The sequence below is a fragment of the Bacillus sp. FJAT-27245 genome (genome assembly GCF_001273955.1).
Taxonomy (GTDB): Bacteria; Bacillota; Bacilli; order Bacillales; family Cytobacillaceae; genus Bacillus_D.
Genome location: NZ_LIGI01000001.1, coordinates 735,251 through 760,520, shown reverse-complemented (window position 1 = coordinate 760,520; position 25,270 = coordinate 735,251). Strand labels below are relative to the sequence as shown.

The following is a 25,270-nucleotide window of genomic DNA, read 5'->3' as shown; positions in this document are numbered from 1 at the left end:
AATTCATAAAGTTGTCGATTACTGGCTGTTCTTTGCAATACGTATGCATGGAAAAAGCCGTCCAGGAACGAACCTGGACGGCTTCAACTGTTAACGTGCTTAGGGAGCACCGTTCTCCAATTCTATTGTCGTTTTCTGCTTTTTCCCACCTCTGTAATAGGTCGCGGAAACCACGTCCCCCTCTTTCGCATCCTTAAAGAGGAAGCTGCGTAGATCCAGTACCGAATGAATTTTTTTCCCGTCCAATGAAGTGATAACATCATATTTTTCAAGCCCTGCCCTTTCAGCTGGTGAATCAGGGCTCACTTCCATGACCACGACGCCTTTTGTCACATGCTGCGGAAGATGAAGAGGATCCTTCCAATACTGGGACGGAATATCCTGGAGTGATACCGGGCCAATCCCTAGGAATGGGCGCCGTACCTCTCCATGGCTTTCAAGGCTTTCAATGACAGGGGAAGCGGCATGTACCGGGATGGCAAATCCAATCCCTTCAACTTCTTCCATAGCGATTTTCGCCGAGTTGATGCCAATCAGCTGGCCGTTAATGTCAATCAGAGCCCCGCCACTGTTTCCCGGATTAATGGCGGCATCCGTTTGAATGACTTCTGTCTGCCAATCAACCGTCCCATTTTGGTCAACGTCCACAGGCATCGTCCGTGCGGCAGCACTGATGACCCCTTTTGTTACCGTTCCTTCCAAAAAGCCAAGTGGGTTTCCAATTGCGATGGCGGAAGCCCCTGGCTGCAAATCTTTTGAATTGCCAATTTCAATAACATCCTTAACCTCGTCCCCATCGACAGTCATGACCGCCAAATCTGTCATCGGGTCGGAGCCAAGCAATTTCGCCTTCAGTTTTTTGCTATTTGTGAGGGTAACCTCCAGCTGGGTTGCTTTATCAACAACATGGTGATTCGTCACAATAAAAGCCTTTGAACCTTCTTTTTTATAAATTACACCTGAACCCGATCCGGCTTTTGCCGGGGAGGTTCCATCCAACATACTTCCTCCCTGGAAATTCGTCACACTGACTACCGCGTCTTTCGCCTTTTTGACCGCCGCTGTCACTTCCGTTTCACGGTTATCATCATCAGCATGCGCCGTTGATGATATCCGGACAGGAGAAGCTGTATCCATTTGCCCCGCGGGTAAAGTTTTTACAAGCAGCAGGCTAAGCAGGATTCCGGCAGCCATTCCCGCAAGCACGGGAACTAACCATCTTTTCCAAGATGGCCGGCCATTGATGTCCATAGTACCGCTCCCCTCTCAGTTGGTAAGCCTCCGCAAATCGCGGCAAAGCCTTCAACTCTATTTCCCTGTCTAACACAGAGGGCAAACTGATAGTTTCTTCCAGACTTGTATTCCGGCTATTGTGTTTTTTATTTTATTTAAATATAATTTTAGAAAAGCATTATTAAAAAATTTAAACAGCTATCATTACACTTTTGACATTGGGAGATGGGGATTTTGACAAATCAAGCATTGCTTGCCATTGGAATTTTCCTGGTTGCCTACGCATTTATCGTAACCGAGAAAATCCACAGGACAATCATCGCGATGGCAGGGGGCATCGCCATGGTCCTCCTTGGCATTCTGAATCAGGAAACAGCGCTTCAACACATTGACTTTAACACTCTCGGGCTGTTGACAGGAATGATGCTAATCGTCGCTATCACGGCTGAAACTGGATTATTCCGCTATTTGGCTATCTGGTCGGCGAAGAAAGTGAAGGGTGACCCGTTAAAGCTTCTAATTGTCCTCGGGCTTATTACCGCGGTGGCCTCGGCCTTTTTGGATAATGTTACGACCGTACTGCTAATCGTTCCCGTCACGTTCAGCATTACGCGGCAGCTAAAAGTAAACCCGATGCCTTATTTGATAACGCAAATTATTGCCTCGAATATCGGAGGAACGGCAACCCTGATTGGCGATCCCCCGAACATTATGATTGGCAGCGCGGTCAAGGAGCTTACCTTTTCAGCATTCATCGTAAACCTGGCTCCGATTGCGATTATCGCCCTAATCGTTAATATCGTGATCCTTGGCTTCCTTTACAGAAAATCGCTTCATACGACAGAAGAGCTTAAAGCAGGGATTATGAACCTTGACGAAAAAGCTGAAATCACCGATACGGTCCTGCTTAAGAAATCGCTGTTTGCTCTCGCGGTAACAATTTTCGGCTTTTTTATCCACCAATTCATCCAAGTCGAAAATGCGACGATCGCTTTAGCCGGCGCATTCCTGCTTCTTCTTTTGACAGGGGAACATTATCTTGAGGAATCAATGAAAAAAGTCGAATGGCTGACAATCTTTTTCTTTATCGGCCTTTTCGTCCTCGTCGGGGGCTTGATGGAAACAGGCGTTATTTCACTGCTCGCCGAAAAATCAATGGAGCTCACCGGTGGGGATATTACCGCGACATCGCTGCTCATTCTTTGGGTAAGCGCCATCGCATCCGCATTCATTGACAATATCCCATTTGTCGCTACGATGATTCCGATGATTAAAGACATGGGATCGATGGGAATTACCAACCTAGAACCGCTGTGGTGGAGCCTTGCGCTCGGTGCATGCCTTGGCGGAAACGGAACCTTGATCGGCGCGAGCGCCAACGTCATTGTCGCTGGAATGGCAGCTAAGGAAAAACATCCAATTTCCTTTGTGAAATTCCTTCTTATCTCATTCCCGCTTATGTTGCTGACAATAGCCATTTGTACGGTCTATGTTTATGTAAGGTATTTACTATAAAGGGGGAAGCTGTGATGAAATTGGTTTACTTGTACGACAAACACCGGTTGGAAATTGCGGAAAAAACCGATGGCACCGATATCGAATTCACGTTGAAATTCGCGGACCACTCCCTTGAGAAACAATTTAATGCCGTCCGCGACTATTTTTACGGAAATGACGACCTGACAGATGCATATTTTTATACGAGCCTTGATAAAGAGGTAAAGGTCTCCCTGAAGCAGGAATACTACAATGAATTTCTCCTCCAGCTTTTTAAAAACCAAATCATTTCGACGCTGAAATGGGAGTAGAAAAAGGCCGGGCGCTATCACGTTAGCGCCCGGCTTCTTTTTTTAAAACTAGCATGTATTCGTTTTCAAGTGTTTTTAGAGGGGCGTCGTATAAATGCTTTTCATCGGATGTTTTGTACACATTTCTAGATAGCAGTGCTTCGATCAGCTTTTCTTTCCTCTTCTCGACCAACTCTGATAATCTTGCCACTTTCCTTCCTTCTCCTTTCCATTAAAGTTTATGAAAAAACCTCTCCCGATAAGGAAGAGGCTTGCTTGTTTGGGTGCGTATCTCTCCTTATCTCTCAGGGAATCCCTGCTGGAATTGGCACAGTACCGATAGGCCTGTTGCCGAGGCTTCAAAGGGCCATTCCCTCCACCTCTCTTGATAAGAACGGTATTCAGTTTTTTCTCGGCTACTAAAAAAACCCTTCTCGATAAAAAGAGGGTCGGGTCCGTCTCTTCTTATCTTTCAGGCTATTGCCCGCAGGAATTGGCACAGTACCCCGAAAGGCCTGTTGCCGAGGTATCATAGGGCCGTTCCCTCCACCTCTCTTGATAAGAAATATGCAATTTCATCTACCTTAGCGCATTCCTGCAGGAAAGTCAATTCCCATTACCAGATTTAGGGCGAAAGATGTGCTTCGCCACTAATTAGTGATGGTGATGGGCTCCTTTCGATGGATTCGTAATGACAAACTCCTCGCGTGGGACGTAGAAATACTGAATCCAGACCCCGTCCAAATAGTCCTCGCGCGAATCGAGGATGATGTCGATATCCTTGTCTGTGTGAACGACCTCATCATGCTCTTTGGGAGTATCAAGCACCAGGTCATAGTGGGCATGATCTCCGTGCATATGTGTGATGATTACCCGGAACATTTGGCCTTCTTCGGCAGTTTTTAGCATCTCCTTCAGTACTTTCGCGGCATTGCGATTGATTTTCACTTTCATAATCGGTAGCTCCTTTAAGGAAATTTACTTTTACAGCTGTTCAGTCTCAAACAAAGTCGGATTCCAGCCTGAATGCAACGACTGCTTTGAGGCCCATAGATTGCCAAGTAGCCTTGGAACCATTTGATTTGATGGCAGCTGATTGTTTTGCTGAAAGTATACGAAATACAGCAGGTACAGGAATGCATTCGTTTTAAGATGGATGTCCGTGAAATACGGCTCATTTTCGGTGGCAGTCGCAAATGAACGCGTTTCCGCCCCGGCGATGTAGCGCGTTTCTTTCCCTTCAAAAACATTTTTCACAAAATGGATGTTCCCAACTACAGTAGGATCGTCCTCGCCATCCGCATTTGCAAGCCGGGCCTGTTCTTCTGCCGGAAATCCACTCAGATTTTTCACCAGCACACTCGTATGGGCGTACGCCTTATCAAACCCTTCATTCTTTGGCAGCAGCCCTTCCTCTTCAAGCAGGTCCACAAGCGGCAGGATTGCCCCTTCCTCCACATATGCGGGCCTGGCTGACTGTCTCGCCCATTTCAAGCCAGACAAACTTTTCGAGGTGAAAAACGTCATAAAATACCAATTGCCGCAGTCATCTTCGGCAAGCTGCAAAACGGTTTCGCCCGGCCGACGGTAAACGCGGAACCTGCCCGCCTGATCAAACATGAATGGCTCTTGGTCCAATTTCTCCCAACCAGCCAAGTATGTATTTCCCGGCTTCACAATTGGAACCGCTATATGAATATAGTAGACAAACATCCCAAAACACTCCCTGACAAAATGCGCAAGCGCCTTCGCGACAAGCAAAAACCGCTTGTCCCTGCGATGATTATTCTAAGGAGCTTTCCTTAGTGGTCAGCCCCGACAAGCTTAAGACGGGGCCCGCAGGACGGGCCTGCTCTCCGGAGGGAACCGGCTTAAGACCTCGAGGGGCTAGGCGCTGAAGCTGGATTACAATAACTTATTTCGAGTTGCACCAATGTTCGATTTTATTAATTCCTTTAGCGGCAAAAAAGTCTCCCTCTACCATTCCCGAATACCGGCCGTTTCACACATTTCCTCGGTGTTCCTGCACTCAATCGTAAGAAAAAGGCCTTTATAGTATGTCTTCGTGCTTTTGATATGTATATTGGCCCTCCTTAATTCCGAAACCGTGTCCCGGTTAAGGTTGCAGCCGCCGCATATCCTTCGCCAAACCGGGTTAAGGAGGGACTGCATTTTTGCTAGCGGCCTCTGCGGCATTTTCACATGCTCGAAAAACAGAATCGGCGCACCCGGTTTTAAAACCCTTTTGATTTCCTTAAGCGCCTGTTGGGGATCCGGGATTGTGCAGAACACAAGCGTCGCCACGGCCGCGTCGAATGTATGATCCGGAAATTCAAGCCGCTCCGCCGATTGCTGATGGACAACAATAGGAACTTTCGCCTCGCTAATCCGGCGGTCAGCCCTATCAATCATATGGAAATCCGGCTCAATAGCATCAACCCTGTCCGCTTTCGCATAAAGGGGGAAGTTGATCCCTGAGCCGGAGCCGATTTCGAGCACCCTTCCCTCTGCTTTCTCCAGCAAGCCTTTCCTAATCTCTTTAAACGTTCCCTTCTCCAAACCTTTCATCCCCGCATCGTACAGGGCTGCAAACCATTTACCCATTAACCAATCCCCTTACCGTCCCCCGAGCGTTCATCCAAAACGATTTCCACACTATTTTCTGGAAAAGCGGTCGGCGATTGCCCGGTAATTTCATCAAATGGGGTATAAGCCGGCTTGATGTTTTTCCTTTTGAAAAAAGCCTTATAGAACGCAATCACAACAATGACAACAATTCCAATAGAAAAGGCTACCGGTAAAAAGGCCATCTTCCATTCCCCCTAAAATTTATTTCAGCACATACGCCGCTAGCACGCTTTGGAGCTCATAGATGTTCAAGCTTTTGTTAAATTGCTTCTGCAACGGCATCGGGCTTCCGGAAACCCAGATTTTCAACTCCGCATCCAAGTCAAAACTGCCGGCCGTTTCAATGCTGAAATGAGTGATACTCCGGTAAGGTATCGAGTGGTACTCCGTCTTCTTCCCGGTAATTCCTTGCTTATCGACAAGAATGAGCCTCCTGTTTGTGAAAATAAACATATCCCTCACAAGCCGGTACGCTTTCTCGATCGACTCTCCCGGAGCCAGAACCTTCGCATACTCCTTTTGCACCTCCGGAAGGCTCACCTCAGAAGCATTGCCCATTAATCCGTCCAAAAATCCCATCACGAATCCCTCCTTTGTAAACTTAAAGGCAGTTTAAACCTATTTTCGGTATATTCTTCCCCGTCATAAACCCTCTCGGTGTACGATAATTCTTCATCTCCCAGCAGCAGGACTGTGGAACACCTCGTCCCATATCCTTCACTCCTAATAAAAAGCGGTGAAAGAATCCGCTCCCATTCAAGCCCGATACCCGTGTCCGGCAAGTCCACATCCGGGGCCGGGTCAGCGTGTCGCAAAAGTCCAAACAATGCCTGCTCCAATCCATCGGCATCCAGCTTAAGCAGCTCTCCAAGCCCTTTTTTACCCCGGATGACCTTTGGCCACGGCGTATTGAGCAGGTGGTTGCTGACCCCATGTATACCCGGCCCCACTTCCCGCGCCACCCCCTCCATATTTGAAAAGTAATGAAGGCTTTTCCCGTCGTCCGCAAGCAAATTATAGCCGGGATACAAATCTCCCGTTGCCGCAAGGCCAGACATATAGTCACCTGATGCCATCCCGCCTTTTAAAAAACCGGCCACAAGCTCTCCCCGCGACAGCTTTCCAGCGGCATTCATTTGGCCAGGGTCACGGTAATTCGTCAGCGCGGCAAACCGCCCATCCGTGCTAACTCCCATCCACGTCCCCATCTTTTCAAGGTCCCGCCCCGCAAGGATTTTCGGCTCATCCTCCCAAAAATCCGCCGATGCCGTGGGCCTCGCATAGCTCTCATCCCGGTTCGCCGCCACAATCAGCCTGTACCGCGGATGGGCTTTATACGCAAACAAAATGAGGCACACCCCATTCGCCCCCCTCCAGTCTCTTACACCAATAGTATCCCATTTTGGAAACGAATGTATCATGTTTTAGCTCGAATAGGCAATACTAAGCCATACTGACCCTTATGAGGTGAAAACAGATGAAGCGAAGATGGATTATCGGGCTAAGCACCCTTTTTATCGTATTCATGGCCATTTTGTTTATTTACTATTTTAAAAAAGGGGACAACTCCAGATGGCAGGTAGCCTTAGGAGGGATAGGCGTAAGCGCCCCGCCGCTGCTCCTTCTCTTCGCCAAAAGAAACCCGTTCAATCTTCCCTTAATTGTTGGCTACTATATAGCCATTTTCTGCACAACCTATCTCGGTTCAATTGCCTCGTTTTACTTAAAACATAGGTGGTGGGATTCGACAATCCATTTTTATAAAGGCATCCTCGTCGGCTTTATTGGAATTGCCCTCTATAAACTATGGGTCCCCGACAGCGCCAGGCATGCCGTGTCAAGGCCAATCGTTTTTTTATTTACATTTTCGCTGGCGGTTTCATCAAGTGTACTTTGGGAAATATATGAATTTACAGGGGACCAGTTTTTTACCCATACAATGCAGCTCGGCGGCAACAAGGACACGATGTTCGACTTGCTTGCCGGAACGGGCGGCGGCCTTCTGGCGGGAATTTATGCCGCAGCGAGGAAGGTACATTTATAGAGGAGGCGGTTGAATGGGCCGCAAGCTTGTAATTATTTTCAGTCTTATTTATATGGTGTTCATGGCCTGGCTCGCTTTCCGCTACCATGCCGCGAACGATTCATTCAGGTTTTCCGTGGCGGCCGCGGGAATTGGCTGTGGCGCGGTTCCGCTTATCCTTGGCTTTTTTATCAAATGGAAATTCAATCTCCCGCTCGTCCTGTCCTACCTTGTCTTCCTCTTCGGCTCCCAATACCTTGGCTCGATTAAGGGATGGTACGGCCTTGGCTGGTGGGACACTTTCCTTCATGCGATTAGCGGGGCAATTCTCGGCTTTGCCGGTGTCGCGCTTTATGAACGGATGATTCATCGGGATGCAGGAAGCCTGATTTCGCCCTGGTTCGTCTTCCTATTCGTCTTTACCTTTGCCGTATTCGGAGGAGTCGTCTGGGAAATCTACGAATTCAGTTCCGACGAGCTATTTGGGATGGATCTTCAGGGAGGCGGCAACAAGGATACGATGACAGACCTGATTGCAGACACCCTCGGCGGCCTCGCTGTCGGCATTTGGTCCGGTGTACGTACTAAAATCAGGAAAGGTTAACCGTGGAAAAAGCCAGCGTTTGCTGGCTTTTTGAAAACATATGAATGTATAAAATTTGTCTAACTCTAGCGCCCAGCGCCTAGTGTACTTCGCTCCCCTCGCTACGATAAGTCAACATCGGGGCCCTCCAGGCCATACGGCGCTAAACGTGCGCTTCCGCTTTTCTATATTACGCATATTTCTTTTCTTCCTCATTTGAAAAGAAGCTTTTCATCGCATTAAAGACATCCGCTTTTTGTTTAAGGATATAATGCCTGAACTTCTCATTTTTAATGTTTTTATAGGCAGTCATCAATGTCGAGTGGCGGTTATACTGGTTGACCTCGCCGTAGCCGAACATATTCGAGACATTCATCAATTCCTCGACAAGTTTCACACAGCGGGCATTGTCTGAAGTAAGGTTATCCCCATCCGAGAAATGAAATGGGTAGATGTTGAATTTTATAGGATCATATTTTTTCTGGATAAGTTCGAGTGCCTTGCGGTATGCGGAAGAACAAATCGTCCCGCCGCTTTCTCCTTTTGAAAAGAAATCTTCCTCTGATACAACCTTAGCCTCCGTATGGTGTGCAATGAATTCGATCTCAACCGTCTCGTATTTCGTCCTGAGAAAGCGGGTCATCCAGAAGAAGAAGCTCCTCGCCATATACTTTTCCCATAACCCCATCGATCCGCTCGTGTCCATCATCGCGAGAACAACGGCCTTTGAATCAGGCTTGATGATTTCATTCCAAGTCTTGAATTTCAGGTCTTCGTTGTAAATTGGATGGAACGCCGGCTTGCCCTGCATCGCATTTCGTTTAAACGCCGACATCATCGTCCTTTTTTTATCAATATTCCCCATCAGCCCTGTCTTTCTAATATCATTGAATTCGATATGCTCAACAACATGCTCTTCCTGTTCCTTCCTTTTCAGGTTGGGCAATTCGAGCTGCTTGAACAGGGCTTCCTCGAGCTCCATCATTGATACTTCCGCCTCAAAATAGTCTTCMCCCGCCTGGTCGCCTGCACCTTGGCCTTTTCCGGGCCCTTTCTTGTCGCCCGAACCGTCACGGGCAACGACATCGCCTACCTTGGACTTTCCATTTCCCTGGCCGACATGCTTATTTTTATCATAGTTATAGCGAATTTTGTATTCATCCAATGAACGAATCGGTATTTTTACAACATCGCGGCCATTTGACATAATAATGCTTTCCTCGGTAATCAAGTCTGGAAGATTATTGCGAATCGCCTCCTGGACTTTTTCCTGATGCCGTTGCTGGTCATCTTGGCCTTTTCGGTGGAGGGACCAATCTTCCTTTGAGATCACAAAATGGTGATTGTTCTCATCGATCATTCCAAACCCCTCCTTATTCAGTTTGTTCCGCAAAGCCTGCAAACTTCTAACCATTGGCTCCAAAACACTTCAGTAATATTGGTTACTCTATCCTATGCCATACTTGTGGATAATTTACAAATTATTTCGAAAATTGTCCCCGGAAGATTTTGGAGGAATCTATTGACAGTTTGATTATTCCAGGCTCGGAAAAATAAAATTCCCCCGCCATTTTAGCGGAGGAAATCGTCTTTCTTCACATGTTGGATCGGATCTGGCTTTTTTCCATAGTCTTCCTTAAGTTCCTTGCCTGTTCTGCGGTTCTCCATCTGTTTCCCGAGATTTTTAATCTCTTCCATGTCGGACGCCATTGACCCATTATCCGGCTGGTAGTCTTTATCCAGCCCTACTTTTTTATCCTTTTTTTCCATCGGTTTCACCTCTACCGTTCTTTTTCCCCGAATCTATTTTTCATAAACTAAGAGCCGGAAAAAGTATCCGGCTCTTTGTAATTATGATATCTAACGGTTCAGGAGGCTTCCGACATACCTGAGCAGTTCGTTTGCCGAGGTAGAATTATAGCCATGCTCATCAATGAGGCGCGCCACAACATCATTTATTTTCTTCAGCTGCTGCTCGTCAGGCGTTTTTGAGGAGGTTGTGATTTTGACGACGTCCTTCAGGTCGGCAAACAGCTTCTTCTGAATTGCTTCCCGAAGACGGTCATGCGAATTGTAATCAAACCGTTTCCCTTTCCTTGCATACGCCGAAATCCGGATTAGGACTTCTTCACGGAACGCCTTTTTCGCATTTTCCGAAATGCCGATCTGTTCTTCAATCGATCTCATCAGCTTTTCATCAGGCGAGATTTCTTCACCTGTCAGCGGATCGCGCAATTTTGCCTTATTGCAATAAGCTTCTACATTATCAAGATAATTGTCCATCAGCGTTTTTGCCGACTCCTCATATGAGTAGACAAACGCCTTCTGGACTTCTTTTTTAGCGATGGTGTCATACTCTTTCCGCGCAAGCGAAATGTAATTCATGTACTTCTCGCGCAGTTCGGCGGTAATGGAAGGGTGCTGATCCAACCCGTCCTTTAGTGACCTCAGCACATCGAGAGCATTGATTGACGCCACTTCTTTCCGAATAATCGTCGACGATATCCGGTTAATGACATACCGCGGATCAATGCCGCTCATGCCTTCATCCTGATATTCCTTCTTCAATTCGTCTACATCGGCCTTATTGTAGCCTTCAACATTTTCACCGTCATAGAGCCTCATTTTTTTCACAAGATCGATGTCGCCCTTTTTCGGTTCCTTCAGCCTTGTCAGAATCGTGAACATCGCGGCAACCCTCAACGTGTGTGGCGCAATATGCACATCGGAAACATCGCTTTCCCTGATCATTTTTTCGTAAATGCGCTCTTCCTGGGAAACTTTAAGGTTGTAAGGAATCGGCATGACAATAATCCTTGAATGGAGCGCCTCATTTTTCTTGTTAGAGATGAACGAACGGTATTCCGTTTCGTTCGTATGCGCGACGATTAGCTCGTCAGCCGAGATGAGCGCAAAACGGCCCGCCTTAAAGTTTCCTTCCTGGGTCAATGAAAGCAGGTGCCAGAGGAATTTTTCATCACACTTCAGCATTTCCTGGAATTCCATCATCCCCCGGTTCGCCTTGTTCAGTTCGCCATCAAACCGGTAGGCGCGCGGATCGGATTCCGAGCCGTACTCGGCAATCGTTGAGAAATCAATGCTGCCGGTCAAGTCGGCAATATCCTGCGATTTCGGATCGGACGGGCTGAAGGTGCCAATCCCGATCCTCCTGTCTTCGGAAAAGAAAATCCGCTCAACCTGGACGTCCTCAATTCGGCCGCCGTATTCCTGTTCGAGCCTCATCATGTTAAGAGGTGATAGATTCCCTTCAATCCGGATTCCATATTCCTCGTAAAAATCCTTCCGTAAATAATGAGGGATAAGATGAAGCGGATCTTCGTGCATCGGGCAGCCCTTTATGGCAAAAACAGCGCCGTTGTCGGTATGGGAATAGGCTTCAAGCCCCCGCTTCAGCATGGTCACAAGCGTCGATTTGCCGCCGCTGACCGGCCCCATTAACAGTAATATCCGCTTGCGGACATCAAGCCGTTTCGCGGCGGGGKGGAAGTATTCCTCTACCAGCCTATCAAGCGCCTCTTCAAGGCCAAAGAGCTGCTGATTGAAAAATTCATATGTCTTTTTGCCCTTTTCCTTCGTTATCCCGGCATCTTTAATCATATTATAAACACGGGAATGGGCGGATTGGGCTACCCATGGCTTTTCTTTTAAAAGCTGCAGGTACTCGGCAAATGTGCCTTCCCAACGCAGTTTTTCTTCCTCTTCTCTGTACATCTCGATTTTTCTTAAAATATCCATAAAGTAAAGTCCTCCCCCTGTCGCTAAAATCAGAGACGATTACTATACTCTATGCGGGCACCGATTTGAACATGCAAATGGGCTTCGAGGAAAAATCTGGACGGCGCATTAGAAAAAACAAGGTTATTCGTTTCCAGAACGGCCGAGTTAGGCTATAATGGATGTGCATGTCAATTCGTTTTGATTTTCCAGGACAAAGGGGGCTTACATAACATGCGACTGCTTTTAATATTGGGTGTCAGCGCTGCATTTCTCGCAGCCATCTTCGCGTCCGGATACAACGATAAGCCGGGTTCGAACAGTAAATAATCGCAAACAAAAAGCTGCCTGCACGGCAGCTTTTTTACATTATTTTAAATCCATTTTGTTTTTGTTGACGAATTCCTTCATATACATTCTGCTCTTCTTTTCAAGCATGCCGGCGATTTGGCCGCTCCACGTATCGCTTCGCTTCCCGGAAGTACGTTCCTCATAATAGGCGGCAATCTCCCTGTCGTATTTTTCTAGCTCCTCCATATAAATATCAAGATCCTGCTCATAGCGGTCTTCATGGTACACATGCCCGAATGGGAGACGCGGCTTTTTCCCCGGATCCTGGGCAGGATAGCCGACAGCCAAGCCAAATAGCGGGATAACGCGTTCCGGCGTCGCTAAGATTTTTTGCACTTCATCCAAATTGTTGCGTAGTCCGCCAATATAGCAAATTCCCAGGCCCAACGATTCTGCGGCAACAGCTGCGTTTTGCGCCGCCAGGGCCGCGTCAATGACAGCGACCATGAATTTTTCAGTGCTCTCTATCGAATCAAGCACTTTCCTGCCTTCCTTTTCGCCGATAAGGCTATGCCTGTACAAATCCGCGCAAAAGACAAAAAAGTGCCCGTTCTGCTCAACATACGCCTGGTTTCCCGCAACCTCCGAAAGCCTGCGCTTCTTCTCCGGGTCCTTTACCCCGATAATCGAATACGCCTGGATGAAGCTGGACGTCGAGGCCGCCTGCGCACATTCGACAATCGTTCTGATTTGTTCATCTGTTAATGGCTTGTCCTCGAATTTTCTGATTGACCTATGGCCAAGAATCGTTGAAATCATTTCATTCATGGCAAACACTCCCCTGCTGCGAATAGTGGTAAAGATGGGATTGTTAAAAATAACTGCAATGCCCGCTAACCCCGGAGTGTACCGGAGCGTTCCTTGAAAGCCGGGCAGAAAGGGGCCTGCCAGGCAGGCCCTACATCAATCCGGGATAGTTTTGCTGCCTTAATGCCTCGTAAACGAGAATTGCCGCCGTATTGGACAGATTGAGCGAGCGAATATGCCCGTTCATTGGAATACGCAGGCATCTCTCCCGATTGGCTTCAATTACTTCCTCTGGAAGGCCTGTTGTTTCTTTTCCAAAAATAAAATAATAATCCTTTTCCAAATCACTGAAATCAAAGGAAGAAAACGGCTTCTCACCGAACTTCGTTATATAGTAGAATTCCCCGCCATCGGCTGCACGGTAGAAATCATCAAGTGAGTCGTGATAGACAAGCTTTACATGCTCCCAATAGTCGAGCCCAGCCCGTTTAAGCTGCTTATCATCCGTCGAAAAGCCTAGCGGCCGGATTAAATGGAGCCAGGCACCCGTTCCGGCGCAAGTCCTTGAAATATTCCCGGTATTCGCCGGAATAAGCGGCTGATATAATACAATATGCACTGCCAAAATGTTTCACCCCATACTTTATGTAACGGACGCCATCATGCGGCGGCCGGTTCCCCAGACATACATTCCACTCCGTTATTATACCACTCAGCCTTTTCCTTACAACCATTCGCGGCTGTCATCGACAATCGTATAAAATTTATACTTTATTTTTGGAGTATAGGCGGAAGAATCCGTGTACTCCCAATACCGCATCCGGCTGTTGTACGTATGGGCGTTCACAAGCGGCATTCCATAGGCGTCTTTTGCGACTACAATCGTATTGTGGTCGAAGCGGCCATCCCCCTGGAAATCATAGCAAATCACATCACCCGGTATGAGTTCATCGGGACTTCCGACTTCCCTTGCTCTCAGGCCTGCTTTTGAGCCTGCCAAATACCACCGCAGTGAATTTGCCACAGCCCAGCTATAGCTATAATTGTTACTGCGCATCCACCATCCCTGGCCGCGGTTCGGATAGCCCCGCATTGGCGCCCCGCCCGCGTAAAGGCATTGCGAAATATAATTGGTGCAATCAACGTCGAACTTTTTAAAAGCGGGATTGTACGAGTTCCACCAGCGCTCCGCGTATTGGACGGCCTTCCTTCGATCATAAGCGTAGGATGAACGCTCCCCGCTATCTATTTCAAGAACCGAAACATCACCAGAAAAAGCCGCTTCAATTCGCTCTGGGACTACCTCGCAATCATCCTCAAGGACTCCCCGTTGAAAGTTTGCCTCCCTGACCTCGACTTCCTCCTCGAGGTACAAGTGTTCCTTTTGCTTGATCAGGTGCTGGAACTGGACTTCATACAAAACGGCTTGCCTTTCCCCGCTGAACTGCTGCCTAAGTATTTTTCCCCGTGCGTATGTTTTTACTATCGCCGCGTTCCGGTCGGCGCATGCCTGGATTTTCCGTTCATCCTTTTCGTCCATTAGCCGTTCCGCCTTTTCCGCGACAAACTCCTTAATCCTTTTTTCAAGCAATGCTTGAAGCGCATCCCGCATAACCTCGCCCCCCTTCCTACCATACTTATGAAGCGAGGGGGGAGTTTAGCCTGCCCGCACCATATAAAAAAGGACGGCGCCATGGCCAACCTTATTTCTCTATCATATTGATTCCTTTTTCAATTTCATTAAGCACTTCAGGATCCTTTTCAAATGCCTTTGCTTTTTCCAAAATAAGCGAAGCTTCCATACTGCCGATTTTCCCAAGCGCCCAAGCCGCAGTCCCCCTCATGACAGGACGCGGATCCTTTGCCATAACCTCTTTCAAATCCTCCACAGCGGTTTCATCTTTGAAGTGGGCAAGCGCAATAATCGCGTTCCGCTGAATCGGCTTTTTGCCTCGCCATGAACCAGCAACCTTTCCGAACCGCTCCTTGAATTCCCGGTTGCTGATTGTAAGGATTGGCCTCAACAGCGGCTTGGCCGTCTCCGGATCGGGCTCCATTTCCGGATGGAAGTGGTAGTCCCGGCCTTTATTTTCCGGGCAAGCGGTCTGGCAAGAATCACAGCCATACACCCGATTCCCGATTTTGTCACGGAATTCCTCAGGGATAAACCCTTTCGTCTGTGTTAAAAAGGCAATGCAGCGCTGGGCGTTAAGCTGGCCACCCTGGACAAGCGCGCCGGTCGGACAGGCATCCAGGCATTTCGTACAGGAACCACATTTATCCTCTATCGGTTTGTCCGGCTCGAATGGAATGCTTGTAATCATCTCGCCAAGATACACATAGGAACCAAATTCGGGAGTAATAATTGAACAGTTTTTMCCACTCCAGCCGATACCCGCCCGTTCCGCAACAGCGCGATCTGCTAGCTCACCCGTATCGACCATTGACTTCAGCTGCACTCCAGGTACCCTTTCGGAAAGGAACGATTCAAGCTTTGCCAATTTGTCACGGAGAATATAGTGGTAATCAAGGCCCCAAGACGCCCGGCAGAAAATACCTCGCCGCGCACCCCTTTTACTTTCAACCCTGACGGACATTTTCGAAGGGTAGGCTAGCGCGATAGCTATAATCGATCGGGGCTTTTCAAGCAGTAAAGCTGGATTTGTCCTCTTTTCGATATCAGGCTCTTCAAAGCCTGACTGATAGCCAAGCTCCTGCTGGCGAATCAGCCTGTTCTTCAGCTCATCAAATGGATCGGCTGTCGTAAAGCCGATTTTATCAATCCCGATCTCTTTGCTATAGGTAATTAGGTCTTCCTTCAACTGGCGGTAGTCCATGTTCAAACCTCCTTCCTGTCTGGTTTATTTTATAGTAAGTTCGTTAAATTCAATGGGTACATCATTCTATGATAAACTATTTTTAGGCAAATTTGGAGGTGTATTACTTGGAAATCAGCATTTCAACAGAGCTTTCCGAACTCATTCCCGGTTTTAAGCTCGGGGTTATCCAATATAAGGACATCACGGTCGGGGACTCGCCGCAAATGGTAAAAGGAAGGCTACAGCTTTTCCAGGAATCCCTTTTCTTCGATTTGGAGGATAAGAATGTAACCGATCTTGAAGGGATAGAGGAATGGCGGGCTATTTTCAAAAAAACCGGCAAGGACCCGAACCGTTACAGGCACTCGGCCGAAGCGCTCTACCGCAGGGTCCAAAAGCAAAATTATCTTACTTCCGTGCAAAGTGCGATTGATTTGAATAATTTCTTTTCGCTCCAGTATCAGGTGCCGATTGGCATATATGATGCCGATAAGCTTAGCGGCAACATTGAAGTCAGGATTGGCGGGGCTGGCGAAGAGTACCATGGACTGAACGGTAGGCCGAACTCCCTTGAAAACTTGATTGTCTCCTCTGACGCAAAAGGGCCATTCGGAAGCCCGTTTGTCGATTCCGACAGGGCACCCGTCACAACGGAAACCCTGAACGCTCTGCAAATCGTTTACCACCGTCCTTCAATGGCCAGCGAAGAGGCAGGAGAACTGACGAAATCATTAATGGACATGTTCATCCAAGTTCACGGCGGTGATGGTTCCTTTAAGGTTATAGGAAGTAAAAACTAAATCGTTTAAGGAGTAGAGTATGGAACATTCATTCCGCACATTTTTGGATGCCTATTTAGATGCATGGCGGGCATCTTCCATACCCAAGTTTGAAAACATGCTCTCACTGGATTATCAGGCGAGGGAAATCACGGGCGGGGAAATTGTTGATTTCGGATATGATGAATCAATCGAAGGATGGCGTCAGGGGTTTGATTTTGCTTTGAAAAATCAAGCCCAATGGGTCATTACCGAGCATTCTGTTTTCCCGCTAAGGGACAATGAACACTTGGTTGTCCTTTCCGCTTCAATGCTGCTTGGAGGCGTGGCTCTTGATTCCGGGCATTTATTTTTCCAGACGTTCAGGAAATTTGGCGACGGCAATTGGAGGCTTGCCAGAAGCTATATTGAAGCGGGAATTCCTTATGAACATTTAGCAAGTTTCCCCATACAGGAATAATTAAAAAACGCAATGCCTCGTCTAATGCGAAACACTGCGTTAGTAAACAAAGTTGGAGCGGGTGATGGGAATCGAACCCACGACATCAGCTTGGAAGGCTGGAGTTTTACCATTAAACTACACCCGCGAAGTAGAATCTTAGCGGATTTTGTCGAAATGACATTACTTATATTACTCCTTGTTCACAGAAGTGTCAATACTATTTCATGAAAATTTTATGTGGATTGCAGATTCTGTTTATACTGTTACAAAATTAGATTTAAGCTTGGAATCTTCATACAGATTACAGAAGAATTTCGTTCGGAGAAGCTATCGTAAGCAAGCGAAAAAGTTTACAAAAAAACCCATCAGATGTGAAAAGGCCTTCTGATGGGTTTCTATTTTTAAGTAATAAGTATTTTTACGGTGCCTTTATTCTTCAAAATGATATTTCTGAACTCCATTCTTCGGGCTCCCCTTTACTGTGGCAGGAGAATTATGCATTGATCCTCCACCAACTATAAAATCGCCATCCTTCTCTCCTCCGCGGATAAAAACATCTTTAAAACCTTCCTCGGGTACATCAAGGAAAGCGCCTGGCGCAACCAACTTTCCAGTTTTTCCGGCCTCTTTAATATCATCGAAAGTTACAGCTCCAGCACCATTAGGCTTGTTTTCAACATAGCAAAAATGGGCAGAAGCAACGGCAGCTGTTGAAAAGGTAAAGACAGAAGACAGGACCAGGATACGGACTAAACTTTTTCGTTTTTTAGCCATGTAAAAAATCCCTCACATTCTTCTAATTTAAAGAACATTTTGTTCTTCCTTTAGAATTATAAAGTTTTACACTGTGAAAAACAATAAAGGGTTTGGTGTTTTTACAAGACATAATAAAACAAAAAACCCATTGGATTTCACCCTTTCCAATGGGCTGCAGGCAGTACTAATTATTTGAACCAGTTCCATTTTGCATGATTAAATGGCCTCTTAAGAATAGAACGAATAGAATTTATGTTAGGCTGCACTTTTGTGGATTTATTTCTTTTTCTGCCGAAATAAATCGACTGATTTATACCCTTGTGATATGATTTCAACCATTTGCTCCTGCCGTTTTTCACGCGTTTTCTGTTGCTTGGCGGAAAAAATGAAACGAGCCCAATCCCTTTGATAGCCAGGGGTTAAACCCTTAAAGAACGCTAATTCATTAGGAGAGTCAGCCAATAACCCTTCTATATCTTTTACATTGTCCTCATAATCGCCTACACATTGGCTTGCCGCTGAAGACTTTTGAACTTTCTTTTTTTCACGCTTCAGTCCTACAACAGTAAAAACATCATCCATGCTTACCATTCGCGAAAACTTTAGATCGCTGTCGTCCACATACCCCTCTTCATCTACTTTCAATGCCGGGAAAATTTCATCCCGGTGAACGTAGGTTTCATACTTTTTATTCCCTTTTTTCGGATACGCGAAAAACAAATAGCCTTTTTCAAGTAATTGCTGTTCTTTAATAATGCTTTGGGTATGTTTAACCATTTCCTCAATCGTTTCTACAAATATGAAAATGGCATCATGATCGCCTGTTACTTCTATTTTATAGCCCTCAAATACATCATAATCAGCAGGCTGATGAAGAACGGCCATATTCGTATACTTGTCCAGTCTCAATTTGTTAATAATGGTCATGATAGAGCTCCTTAGTTCTATTTACTAACAGGCTAAATAATCTTACTTGCAAACCCTTATCTATATTTTTCTACTGCCATTTAGCCTGGATAGACAATCATCTACATCTTTCCATTAATCCTAGCATCCCGGCTAGCGATGAATCAAGGAACAACAAGGTATGGCCAGTACTTTTTTGGTCCTTGGGGATTTTTTTTACATCAAAACGAATGCTCCTAACTATTACCTTGATTGACTTTGGAAAAGTACTTACCTTAAGCTTGTAATAATTCAATACAATGAAGAAAGGAAGTTTAAATGAGTATGGAACAATCCTTCAACCTCTCACTTAAAGATATAGCTGTCTCTTTCCTTCAGCTTGTCGCGTCTGGAAAAGTACGTGAAGCCTATCAAAATTACATAGCCTCAGACTTTCGCCACCATAACCCCTATTTCCGTGGGGATGCTGATTCGCTCATGAAAGCCATGGAGGAAAATGCTGCCCAAAGCCCTCAAAAATCCCTGGAAGTCAAACTAGCCGTCCAGGACGGAGATAAGGTCATTGTTTACTCCCATGTTAGGCAAAACCCAAATCATCTTGGAGCAGCTGTTGTCCATATTTTTCGTTTTGAAGACAACCATATCGCAGAGCTGTGGGATGTTGGCCAAGCCATTCCCGAGGATTCTCCGAATGAAAACGGGATGTTCTAGGCGGATAGGAAACTCTTTTTAAAAATTTCAAAAGGCAAGCAGCCTGAATGGTTGCTTGCCTCCTTTAAAAATTATTTTTTACCCCCTGCATTTCCGTTGTTGCCGGTGCTGCCAACTTTTACTGTATGGGACGATGCGTTGCCTGCATTGTCCACGGCGATGACTTCAACAATTTGGCCATTTTTCAATGGCTGCTGAAGTACGAAGGATGTTTCCCCGTTTACGAATGGTTTTGCCGTAGCAATTTCACCGTCAACTTTTGCATACCAGTAGGCCACTCCACTTGTTTTGTCGGAAACATCGACTGTAACTGTTTTTCCGTCTTTCCCAAGTGTGGTTTTTAGCTTTGGCGTTGTAACGTCAAGCTTCACTGGTAATGAAACTGTTTGCGGGGTGGCGCCTTCATAATCCAGTGTTGCTTTCACCTGCAGGTAATATTGTCCTTCCGGAGCCACCTTGCCGTTATGCATTGTACCATCCCATGTCCAGTCGGAGAATAGGTAGTACATTGCTCCTCGGCCGCCGTCATAGTAATTTTTACGTACATATTCATCGGATGCAATTTCTTTTACTACCTTGCCGTCAGCATTCAATACATTTATATTGAATTGTTTTGCATTGCGTAGCAGTGAAAGAATCATAGTTGCACTATCGTTTTTACCGTCACCATTTGGCGAAATGGCAATCAAATTAGGGTTGAGATCGCCTGTTGCCTGGTCTGTACCCAGGTAATCATAGCCGTTTTCGGCACGCGTCACAACGCCTGTGTATCCATAGTAGGACATTGGGTCCCAAGCAGGAGTATCAAGGATTGGTGCCGCATTCCAGTCGCCTTTAAAGCCGACATATGGGACGACCAAATCAGGGTTTGTATCAGTTGGGTCTGTTAGTTTAACAAAGCCTTCCAGCCAGTAGCCATTCGTAAAATAGGATTTTAACGTTGCATCCCAGCCACTGATATCTACAGAAACTTCAAATGTTGTTTTGCCTTTGGCAGGAACTTCAATTGAGTTGACTGCCTTTCCATTGACTGTCGCAACTGCTCCTAAATCCAGTGCACCAAATTGGTTCGGTACTGATACAAATATCCCGCCTCCATTAACAGGCCTATCTGTTTGAGCACTTGCACTGACATCATATGCTACTACGTTGTCAGAGTGATTTTCCGCGGTTAAGGTGAATGTTACAGCATTGTTCTTTACTTCTTTCAGGGCAACCTTTGCTTCACCTGTTTTAGAGTCAGTTACCGTTACCGGCGTTGACAATGCCGCATGAAGCTGCATGAGGCCAGCCCCCTGGCGGCGTGGAGATACAGGTGCACCACTGAAATTTACTGGTTTAGCGGTATTTAATAAGAATTTCTTCGCAAGCTTGGATCGATTCGCGCCTTGAAGTCCGAATTCATTATCCACTCTTTCAAGAACCAATGCAGAACCACCGGATACGTGTGGCGCAGCCATTGATGTACCGCTCATAATCTGGTATTCGTTATGGTCCGCAGTAGAGTAGATTTGTCCGCCTGGGGCGGTGATTTCCGGTTTGAAATCAAGGCTAGGCGTGATGCCCCATGAAGTGAAGTCGCTCATCTTGCCTGCATTACTGTTTGGTACGGTCATCTTACCACCAGCGAAGTTTACAGTAACTGTTTTCCCAGCTTGAAGTGCTGCTGCAAAGCGATCTCCATCTTTCTTTAACATGAACAATTGTGGAATTGTAATCGCTGCTTCGGTCGCCATATTAACGGTTCCATCCGCATTGTTGTAAATAATTACTCCTGCAGCTCCAGCGGCTTGTGCATTTTTTGCCTTGTCAACAAAGCCGATTACTCCGCGCTGGATTAATGCAAACTTTCCTTTTAAATCTTTGTCTTTAAGATCATCAAGTTGTCCTAATCCTCCATAAACCAATTCAAAGCTTGTTCCAGCTGTCGGTGCGGTCTGGCCGGCTGATAGGAACATTACACTTTCAGCATTGCCGCCGTCAATTGAAACATTAGCCGCATCTACATCCATGTGAGTGTTTTCGTATGATGCGACGGAAATGGAATCCTTGGATACGCTCGGTGAACCAACTACCCCATAATCAGGATTTGAAGCGTATGGATGGAAATAGCCATTCGCAAAGTAAGTTGAGTTACCAGCAGAAATGGACATTACCACTCCATTGTCCACAGCGCGTGTAATCGCCTGTTGTTCAGGTGATTTCGCATCTACGAACCCAGCAGTCGAACCGAGGCTCATATTCAATACGTCCGCGCCAAGCTTAATTGCATCGTCAATCGCTTTAATATAAATATCGCCCCATGTAGATGCCTGCTCTTCGCCAAATACACGTAAAGCCAACAATTGAGCTTCTGGAGCAACGCCTTTAATGCCGCCATTTTCTTCGTCACCATTGGCGGCTACGGTCCCAGCCACGTGCATTCCGTGCATTCCCGTAACGGCATTGCCATCAAGAATGTTATCGTTATTGTCCATGTAGTTCCAGCCATAAGGGACCTTGTCATTAAAATACTTGCCTGGAAGGCTTGACTCGGCAATTTCGTTCTGTACTGTGCCTTGTGATAATTTAGCTTTTGAAGAATCAGTCAAAAGGAAGTCTTTATGAGATGGATCGGTTCCAGAGTCGATGATCCCGACAACCATTCCTTCCCCGTTGTATCCAAAGTCACGCCATGCTTTCTGTGCCTCAACCAGTTCTTTGCTGTACTTCATATCCGGCTTTTCAGTTGGAAGTTTATACTCGTTTGCGAGGTATACTCCTTTTACCTCTGGCACTTCCTTGATTTTTTCAATATCACCGTATTTTACTTTCGCGCTAAAGCCGTTAACGACGGCATTGAATTCCTGTTCGTATTTAATGCCAAGTTTTTTTCCGTTGATGCTATCCTTTGCAGCCTTTTGTTTGTCTTTTGCAGCTTTTTCCAGCTGCTTACGCTCGGCTTTGGCCAGCTTATCGTACTTTACACCTTTCTTTGTTGCCGTTTCAACAGGTGGGCTGCCATCCAATTCAACAATAACGCGAACCTCTTTGTCCGGATCAACGCTTTGTTGGTCAGTTGCTGTGAGATTTGTTTTTGATAGTGTCGGTTTATGTAAATCTAATTGTTCCGGTGTGATATTGCCTATAGAGGCAAACCCACTGTTGCCAAATGCTAATAAGAAAATAAATAATATCGCAGTAATTCTTTTCCGCATGTCCTTCCCCCTAGTCTTTTTTGAAAAATACAATAGATATCCTCCTTCTGTAGTTTCCAACTGAAAACATTAAATTTTCAGTATATTGTTACTATACTAGAATCCTATTTTTGGTACTAGCGAAAAAAGTCGTAGGTCTTTAGAATCAAATCGCCAATATCAGCTTCATATATTGAATTTAGTAATCGAAATATAACGAATTTAGTCAAACCTATAATGTTATTGGGTTAAAATTGTAAATTAGGGGTAAAAAAACTGACGAAAAACAGGGGAATTCTTCGAAAATTTATTAAGAGTTTAATCAGGGAACAAATAGAAGTCGCATTTTCAAAATTACGTAATGGAAAGCTTATCATTATTTAGGCACATTGAGGGAGGATTCTTCCATTTTACTAAAATTAGGCCCCTTCCTAAAAGGTATATAAAAAACACCGATTAATCGGCGCCTTTCGCTAAAACCTCATAATTCTCCTTTATGAACGCTTCTTCTTCCGCCGGTGTAAATACCCCGAATGCCTGACCAACAGTTCCTTCTTGAAATGCCCATATAGTATCGTGTTGCAAATCAATCCCATCAAAATTTCCGACAATCCAATTATTCAGCATGTCTAGGTAGGCATCCTCCTTCTCATATGCACTTTTATTCGCTTCCACTACCTGTAACAATCGCTTAATTCGTTCTGGAGTTATTGGGGTTAAGCCCCACTTTTGATCAGCTTTAATTTTCTGATGGGTCATTTCATGCAAAGTTTTCTGCATTGATTTTTCTGCCATATCGAGTGGATATTTTTTCTCAATCTGCTGTTTTGTCAGCACTTCTTTAAACAGGAACGCCGGTGCAAATTCATCTACAGGTTCATTGACTGTTGTGGTTATTCCAGTTGCCCCCACTTTACTTTCTATAGTTGGATTAGTTCTCCTGGCTTCGTGCTTTTCAGAATTGTCATATGCGAAATAACTTCCTACTCCTATAGCGGCAACAGCCACTATCCCAGCAATCCCCATCCACTTTTTCATTTCCGCGCTGCTCCTCCTAATGGGTATATAATTTTCCCGCTTATTCTTTTCGAATATCAAAGAGATTGCCTTTTGACTTAATTCAACTGCATTTCAATTTGGCATTACAAACAATCTTTATAGTTGCTGCTATAAACAAATAAATTTCTTTCTAAGCCTCGGTAATTCCGCTCCAAGGAAATCACTCCCATATATTTACTATACTATAGCATTATCCGACACACCCATTTTGCTGGCAACTACTTTTCATCTTTAATTTTCGACAAATACTAGCAATGAGCCTCCTAAAAGGGAGCGAGAGCATGGGGACAATAGAGGTAGCGTTTGGATCTATCCGTTAATGGTTTTTTCAAATACTTTTTGTCCGGTTATTTTATTTTTTTCTTCTCCATACGTTTAACCATTTACTTTAGAAGGTCCTACCACACAATGATTATTTTTGGAGTGACTCCGGAAAAAAGAGAAAAGACCCTAACATTAAGTTAGAGTCTTGGAATTAAGCATTTTTGATACCGGTGGCCGGGGTCGAACCGGCACTCCTCACGGAACACGATTTTGAGTCGTGCGCGTCTGCCAATTCCGCCACACCGGCATAATAAAATGAATTGGACTTTGTATTATGGAGGCGGCAACCGGATTTGAACCGGTGAATAAAGGTTTTGCAGACCTTTGCCTTACCACTTGGCTATGCCGCCGATATATATGGAGCGGAAGACGGGATTCGAACCCGCGACCCCCACCTTGGCAAGGTGGTGTTCTACCACTGAACTACTTCCGCGAAATGGCTGGGCTAGCTGGATTCGAACCAACGAATGACGGAGTCAAAGTCCGTTGCCTTACCGCTTGGCTATAGCCCAATATAATTATTTTAACATAAATGGGGCGATCGAGGGGAATCGAACCCCCGAGTGCCAGAGCCACAATCTGGTGCGTTAACCACTTCGCCACGACCGCCATTATTAGAAAAATTGGCAGGGGTAGTAGGAATCGAACCCACACCAAAGGTTTTGGAGACCTTCGTTCTACCTTTAAACTATACCCCTGTATAAATGGTGGTGGGGGACGGATTCGAACCGCCGAACCCTGAGGGAGCGGATTTACAGTCCGCCGCGTTTAGCCACTTCGCTACCCCACCGTGAAAATGGTGCCGGCTAGAGGACTTGAACCCCCAACCTACTGATTACAAGTCAGTTGCTCTACCAATTGAGCTAAACCGGCATGATAAATATGGCTCAGGACGGAATCGAACCGCCGACACAAGGATTTTCAGTCCTTTGCTCTACCGACTGAGCTACTGAGCCATAAATGGCGGTCTGGACGGGACTCGAACCCGCGACCTCCTGCGTGACAGGCAGGCATTCTAACCAACTGAACTACCAGACCATATTGCGGGGGCAGGATTTGAACCTGCGACCTTCGGGTTATGAGCCCGACGAGCTACCGGACTGCTCCACCCCGCGACGATAAAAACAAAAACTTATGGTGGAGGATGACGGGATCGAACCGCCGACCCTCTGCTTGTAAGGCAGATGCTCTCCCAGCTGAGCTAATCCTCC

26 protein-coding genes, 13 tRNA genes and 2 riboswitches are annotated in these 25,270 nt (G+C 46.0%); of the genes, 7 read left to right on the top strand and 32 right to left on the bottom strand.

The window, feature by feature from the left end; genetic code table 11:
• Positions 1 to 99: 99 nt before the first annotated feature.
• Positions 100 to 1,251: a S1C family serine protease gene (locus tag ADU24_RS03680; protein WP_053365355.1), complete on the bottom strand. Its 1,152-nt coding sequence runs from the start codon at positions 1,249 to 1,251 to the stop codon at positions 100 to 102.
• A 216-nt stretch (positions 1,252 to 1,467) separates the two neighbouring features.
• Between ADU24_RS03680 and ADU24_RS03675 the strand changes: the two genes are divergently transcribed.
• Together ADU24_RS03675 and ADU24_RS03670 are read left to right on the top strand one after the other, a co-directional pair.
• A complete protein-coding gene (locus tag ADU24_RS03675; protein ID WP_053365354.1) occupies positions 1,468 to 2,748 on the top strand; it encodes an ArsB/NhaD family transporter in 1,281 nt (426 codons plus the stop codon).
• A 14-nt stretch (positions 2,749 to 2,762) separates the two neighbouring features.
• Positions 2,763 to 3,041: a hypothetical protein gene (locus tag ADU24_RS03670; RefSeq protein ID WP_053365353.1), complete on the top strand. Its 279-nt coding sequence runs from the start codon at positions 2,763 to 2,765 to the stop codon at positions 3,039 to 3,041.
• A gap of 22 nt (positions 3,042 to 3,063) precedes the next feature.
• Here ADU24_RS03670 and fbpA read toward each other — a convergent pair whose 3' ends face one another.
• The 7 genes from fbpA to ADU24_RS03640 form a co-directional block, all read right to left on the bottom strand.
• Positions 3,064 to 3,231 carry a Fur-regulated basic protein FbpA gene (gene fbpA, locus ADU24_RS22470; protein WP_082306800.1) on the bottom strand — a complete coding sequence of 56 codons (168 nt, stop codon included), beginning with the start codon at positions 3,229 to 3,231 and terminating at the stop codon, positions 3,064 to 3,066.
• An 84-nt stretch (positions 3,232 to 3,315) separates the two neighbouring features.
• A riboswitch (SAM riboswitch) is annotated at positions 3,316 to 3,415 on the bottom strand.
• 67 nt (positions 3,416 to 3,482) lie between these two features.
• A riboswitch (SAM riboswitch) is annotated at positions 3,483 to 3,585 on the bottom strand.
• An 89-nt stretch (positions 3,586 to 3,674) separates the two neighbouring features.
• A complete protein-coding gene (locus ADU24_RS03665) occupies positions 3,675 to 3,974 on the bottom strand; it encodes a hypothetical protein (protein ID WP_053365352.1) in 300 nt (99 codons plus the stop codon).
• Positions 3,975 to 4,004: 30 nt separating this feature from the next.
• Positions 4,005 to 4,733 (bottom strand): hypothetical protein, encoded by a 729-nt coding sequence (locus tag ADU24_RS03660; RefSeq protein ID WP_156324507.1) that lies wholly within the window; start codon positions 4,731 to 4,733, stop codon positions 4,005 to 4,007.
• A gap of 264 nt (positions 4,734 to 4,997) precedes the next feature.
• Complete coding sequence (locus tag ADU24_RS03655; RefSeq protein WP_053365350.1) at positions 4,998 to 5,624, bottom strand: class I SAM-dependent methyltransferase; 627 nt, start codon at positions 5,622 to 5,624, stop codon at positions 4,998 to 5,000.
• Positions 5,624 to 5,830: a DUF3951 domain-containing protein gene (locus ADU24_RS03650; RefSeq protein WP_053365349.1), complete on the bottom strand. Its 207-nt coding sequence runs from the start codon at positions 5,828 to 5,830 to the stop codon at positions 5,624 to 5,626. The genes ADU24_RS03655 and ADU24_RS03650 overlap by 1 nt, the downstream gene beginning before the upstream one ends.
• Positions 5,831 to 5,849: 19 nt before the next feature.
• Positions 5,850 to 6,227, bottom strand: a complete 378-nt coding sequence (locus ADU24_RS03645) for a PH domain-containing protein (RefSeq protein ID WP_053365348.1) — start codon at positions 6,225 to 6,227, stop codon at positions 5,850 to 5,852.
• Positions 6,227 to 7,006, bottom strand: coding sequence for an NRDE family protein (locus tag ADU24_RS03640; protein WP_053365347.1), 780 nt, complete (start codon positions 7,004 to 7,006; stop codon positions 6,227 to 6,229). Before ADU24_RS03640 ends, ADU24_RS03645 begins: the two co-directional genes overlap by 1 nt.
• Before the next feature lie 119 nt (positions 7,007 to 7,125).
• Between ADU24_RS03640 and ADU24_RS03635 the strand changes: the two genes are divergently transcribed.
• Both ADU24_RS03635 and ADU24_RS03630 read left to right on the top strand, forming a co-directional pair.
• On the top strand, positions 7,126 to 7,692 hold the full coding sequence (locus tag ADU24_RS03635) for a hypothetical protein (protein WP_053365346.1): 567 nt from the start codon (positions 7,126 to 7,128) through the stop codon (positions 7,690 to 7,692).
• Between the two features lie 13 nt (positions 7,693 to 7,705).
• Positions 7,706 to 8,275 (top strand): hypothetical protein, encoded by a 570-nt coding sequence (locus ADU24_RS03630; RefSeq protein ID WP_053365345.1) that lies wholly within the window; start codon positions 7,706 to 7,708, stop codon positions 8,273 to 8,275.
• A gap of 169 nt (positions 8,276 to 8,444) precedes the next feature.
• On the opposite strand, the gene yhbH is transcribed toward ADU24_RS03630, so the two are convergent.
• The 7 genes from yhbH to queG form a co-directional block, all read right to left on the bottom strand.
• Complete coding sequence (yhbH, locus tag ADU24_RS03625) at positions 8,445 to 9,614, bottom strand: sporulation protein YhbH (protein ID WP_053365344.1); 1,170 nt, start codon at positions 9,612 to 9,614, stop codon at positions 8,445 to 8,447.
• A gap of 212 nt (positions 9,615 to 9,826) precedes the next feature.
• The gene (locus ADU24_RS03620) at positions 9,827 to 10,024 is read right to left on the bottom strand and encodes a hypothetical protein (protein ID WP_053365343.1); all 198 of its coding nucleotides are present in this window, start codon (positions 10,022 to 10,024) and stop codon (positions 9,827 to 9,829) included.
• 90 nt (positions 10,025 to 10,114) lie between these two features.
• Entirely contained in the window at positions 10,115 to 12,010 is a 1,896-nt protein-coding gene (locus tag ADU24_RS03615; RefSeq protein WP_053365342.1) for a PrkA family serine protein kinase, read from the bottom strand.
• A gap of 348 nt (positions 12,011 to 12,358) precedes the next feature.
• Positions 12,359 to 13,108 carry an oxygen-insensitive NADPH nitroreductase gene (nfsA, locus tag ADU24_RS03610; RefSeq protein ID WP_053365341.1) on the bottom strand — a complete coding sequence of 250 codons (750 nt, stop codon included), beginning with the start codon at positions 13,106 to 13,108 and terminating at the stop codon, positions 12,359 to 12,361.
• A gap of 130 nt (positions 13,109 to 13,238) precedes the next feature.
• Entirely contained in the window at positions 13,239 to 13,712 is a 474-nt protein-coding gene (gene trmL / locus ADU24_RS03605; protein ID WP_053365340.1) for a tRNA (uridine(34)/cytosine(34)/5-carboxymethylaminomethyluridine(34)-2'-O)-methyltransferase TrmL, read from the bottom strand.
• Positions 13,713 to 13,811: 99 nt separating this feature from the next.
• Positions 13,812 to 14,699, bottom strand: coding sequence for an amidase domain-containing protein (locus ADU24_RS03600; RefSeq protein WP_053365339.1), 888 nt, complete (start codon positions 14,697 to 14,699; stop codon positions 13,812 to 13,814).
• A gap of 91 nt (positions 14,700 to 14,790) precedes the next feature.
• A complete protein-coding gene (queG, locus tag ADU24_RS03595; RefSeq protein ID WP_053365338.1) occupies positions 14,791 to 15,924 on the bottom strand; it encodes a tRNA epoxyqueuosine(34) reductase QueG in 1,134 nt (377 codons plus the stop codon).
• Between the two features lie 107 nt (positions 15,925 to 16,031).
• Between queG and ADU24_RS03590 the strand changes: the two genes are divergently transcribed.
• Both ADU24_RS03590 and ADU24_RS03585 read left to right on the top strand, forming a co-directional pair.
• Positions 16,032 to 16,706 (top strand): B3/B4 domain-containing protein, encoded by a 675-nt coding sequence (locus ADU24_RS03590; protein WP_053365337.1) that lies wholly within the window; start codon positions 16,032 to 16,034, stop codon positions 16,704 to 16,706.
• A gap of 19 nt (positions 16,707 to 16,725) precedes the next feature.
• On the top strand, positions 16,726 to 17,145 hold the full coding sequence (locus ADU24_RS03585; protein ID WP_053365336.1) for a hypothetical protein: 420 nt from the start codon (positions 16,726 to 16,728) through the stop codon (positions 17,143 to 17,145).
• A gap of 53 nt (positions 17,146 to 17,198) precedes the next feature.
• Here ADU24_RS03585 and ADU24_RS03580 read toward each other — a convergent pair.
• The 3 genes from ADU24_RS03580 to ADU24_RS03570 all read right to left on the bottom strand — a co-directional run bounded on the left by ADU24_RS03580 (position 17,199) and on the right by ADU24_RS03570 (position 18,810).
• Positions 17,199 to 17,272, bottom strand: a tRNA-Gly gene (locus tag ADU24_RS03580).
• Positions 17,273 to 17,556: 284 nt separating this feature from the next.
• Complete coding sequence (locus ADU24_RS03575; protein ID WP_053365335.1) at positions 17,557 to 17,901, bottom strand: hypothetical protein; 345 nt, start codon at positions 17,899 to 17,901, stop codon at positions 17,557 to 17,559.
• Positions 17,902 to 18,159: 258 nt separating this feature from the next.
• Complete coding sequence (locus ADU24_RS03570) at positions 18,160 to 18,810, bottom strand: YdeI/OmpD-associated family protein (RefSeq protein ID WP_053365334.1); 651 nt, start codon at positions 18,808 to 18,810, stop codon at positions 18,160 to 18,162.
• A gap of 297 nt (positions 18,811 to 19,107) precedes the next feature.
• Between ADU24_RS03570 and ADU24_RS03565 the strand changes: the two genes are divergently transcribed.
• Complete coding sequence (locus ADU24_RS03565; RefSeq protein ID WP_053365333.1) at positions 19,108 to 19,500, top strand: nuclear transport factor 2 family protein; 393 nt, start codon at positions 19,108 to 19,110, stop codon at positions 19,498 to 19,500.
• 71 nt (positions 19,501 to 19,571) lie between these two features.
• Here ADU24_RS03565 and ADU24_RS03560 read toward each other — a convergent pair whose 3' ends face one another.
• The 14 genes from ADU24_RS03560 to ADU24_RS03495 all read right to left on the bottom strand — a co-directional run bounded on the left by ADU24_RS03560 (position 19,572) and on the right by ADU24_RS03495 (position 25,270).
• Positions 19,572 to 22,697: a S8 family serine peptidase gene (locus ADU24_RS03560; RefSeq protein WP_082307020.1), complete on the bottom strand. Its 3,126-nt coding sequence runs from the start codon at positions 22,695 to 22,697 to the stop codon at positions 19,572 to 19,574.
• A gap of 435 nt (positions 22,698 to 23,132) precedes the next feature.
• Entirely contained in the window at positions 23,133 to 23,714 is a 582-nt protein-coding gene (locus ADU24_RS03555; RefSeq protein WP_053365331.1) for a DUF6241 domain-containing protein, read from the bottom strand.
• 510 nt (positions 23,715 to 24,224) lie between these two features.
• A tRNA-Leu gene (locus ADU24_RS03550) sits at positions 24,225 to 24,306 on the bottom strand.
• A 28-nt stretch (positions 24,307 to 24,334) separates the two neighbouring features.
• Positions 24,335 to 24,409: transfer RNA gene (locus ADU24_RS03545), tRNA-Cys, on the bottom strand.
• A gap of 8 nt (positions 24,410 to 24,417) precedes the next feature.
• Positions 24,418 to 24,492 (bottom strand) — tRNA-Gly (locus ADU24_RS03540).
• Between the two features lie 4 nt (positions 24,493 to 24,496).
• Positions 24,497 to 24,571: transfer RNA gene (locus tag ADU24_RS03535), tRNA-Gln, on the bottom strand.
• A gap of 21 nt (positions 24,572 to 24,592) precedes the next feature.
• Positions 24,593 to 24,668, bottom strand: a tRNA-His gene (locus ADU24_RS03530).
• Positions 24,669 to 24,683: 15 nt separating this feature from the next.
• Positions 24,684 to 24,757 (bottom strand) — tRNA-Trp (locus tag ADU24_RS03525).
• A 7-nt stretch (positions 24,758 to 24,764) separates the two neighbouring features.
• Positions 24,765 to 24,849 (bottom strand) — tRNA-Tyr (locus ADU24_RS03520).
• A 7-nt stretch (positions 24,850 to 24,856) separates the two neighbouring features.
• Positions 24,857 to 24,932 (bottom strand) — tRNA-Thr (locus tag ADU24_RS03515).
• Between the two features lie 10 nt (positions 24,933 to 24,942).
• A tRNA-Phe gene (locus tag ADU24_RS03510) sits at positions 24,943 to 25,015 on the bottom strand.
• Between the two features lie 5 nt (positions 25,016 to 25,020).
• A tRNA-Asp gene (locus ADU24_RS03505) sits at positions 25,021 to 25,097 on the bottom strand.
• A gap of 3 nt (positions 25,098 to 25,100) precedes the next feature.
• Positions 25,101 to 25,174: transfer RNA gene (locus ADU24_RS03500), tRNA-Met, on the bottom strand.
• A 20-nt stretch (positions 25,175 to 25,194) separates the two neighbouring features.
• Positions 25,195 to 25,270, bottom strand: a tRNA-Val gene (locus ADU24_RS03495).

Excerpts from the sequence above, each read along its gene's own strand:
- ADU24_RS03680 (WP_053365355.1), bottom strand. The coding sequence starts at position 1,251 with ATGGACATCAATGGCCGGCCATCTTGGAAAAGATGGTTAGTTCCCGTG.
- ADU24_RS03670 (WP_053365353.1), top strand. The coding sequence starts at position 2,763 with ATGAAATTGGTTTACTTGTACGACAAACACCGGTTGGAAATTGCGGAA.
- ADU24_RS03665 (WP_053365352.1), bottom strand. The coding sequence starts at position 3,974 with ATGAAAGTGAAAATCAATCGCAATGCCGCGAAAGTACTGAAGGAGATG.
- ADU24_RS03660 (WP_156324507.1), bottom strand. The coding sequence starts at position 4,733 with ATGTTTGTCTACTATATTCATATAGCGGTTCCAATTGTGAAGCCGGGA.
- ADU24_RS03655 (WP_053365350.1), bottom strand. The coding sequence starts at position 5,624 with ATGGGTAAATGGTTTGCAGCCCTGTACGATGCGGGGATGAAAGGTTTG.
- ADU24_RS03650 (WP_053365349.1), bottom strand. The coding sequence starts at position 5,830 with ATGGCCTTTTTACCGGTAGCCTTTTCTATTGGAATTGTTGTCATTGTT.
- ADU24_RS03645 (WP_053365348.1), bottom strand. The coding sequence starts at position 6,227 with ATGGGATTTTTGGACGGATTAATGGGCAATGCTTCTGAGGTGAGCCTT.
- ADU24_RS03635 (WP_053365346.1), top strand. The coding sequence starts at position 7,126 with ATGAAGCGAAGATGGATTATCGGGCTAAGCACCCTTTTTATCGTATTC.
- ADU24_RS03630 (WP_053365345.1), top strand. The coding sequence starts at position 7,706 with ATGGGCCGCAAGCTTGTAATTATTTTCAGTCTTATTTATATGGTGTTC.
- ADU24_RS03620 (WP_053365343.1), bottom strand. The coding sequence starts at position 10,024 with ATGGAAAAAAAGGATAAAAAAGTAGGGCTGGATAAAGACTACCAGCCG.
- nfsA (WP_053365341.1), bottom strand. The coding sequence starts at position 13,108 with ATGAATGAAATGATTTCAACGATTCTTGGCCATAGGTCAATCAGAAAA.
- ADU24_RS03600 (WP_053365339.1), bottom strand. The coding sequence starts at position 14,699 with ATGCGGGATGCGCTTCAAGCATTGCTTGAAAAAAGGATTAAGGAGTTT.
- ADU24_RS03585 (WP_053365336.1), top strand. The coding sequence starts at position 16,726 with ATGGAACATTCATTCCGCACATTTTTGGATGCCTATTTAGATGCATGG.
- ADU24_RS03575 (WP_053365335.1), bottom strand. The coding sequence starts at position 17,901 with ATGGCTAAAAAACGAAAAAGTTTAGTCCGTATCCTGGTCCTGTCTTCT.
- ADU24_RS03570 (WP_053365334.1), bottom strand. The coding sequence starts at position 18,810 with ATGACCATTATTAACAAATTGAGACTGGACAAGTATACGAATATGGCC.
- ADU24_RS03565 (WP_053365333.1), top strand. The coding sequence starts at position 19,108 with ATGAGTATGGAACAATCCTTCAACCTCTCACTTAAAGATATAGCTGTC.
- ADU24_RS03560 (WP_082307020.1), bottom strand. The coding sequence starts at position 22,697 with ATGCGGAAAAGAATTACTGCGATATTATTTATTTTCTTATTAGCATTT.
- ADU24_RS03555 (WP_053365331.1), bottom strand. The coding sequence starts at position 23,714 with ATGAAAAAGTGGATGGGGATTGCTGGGATAGTGGCTGTTGCCGCTATA.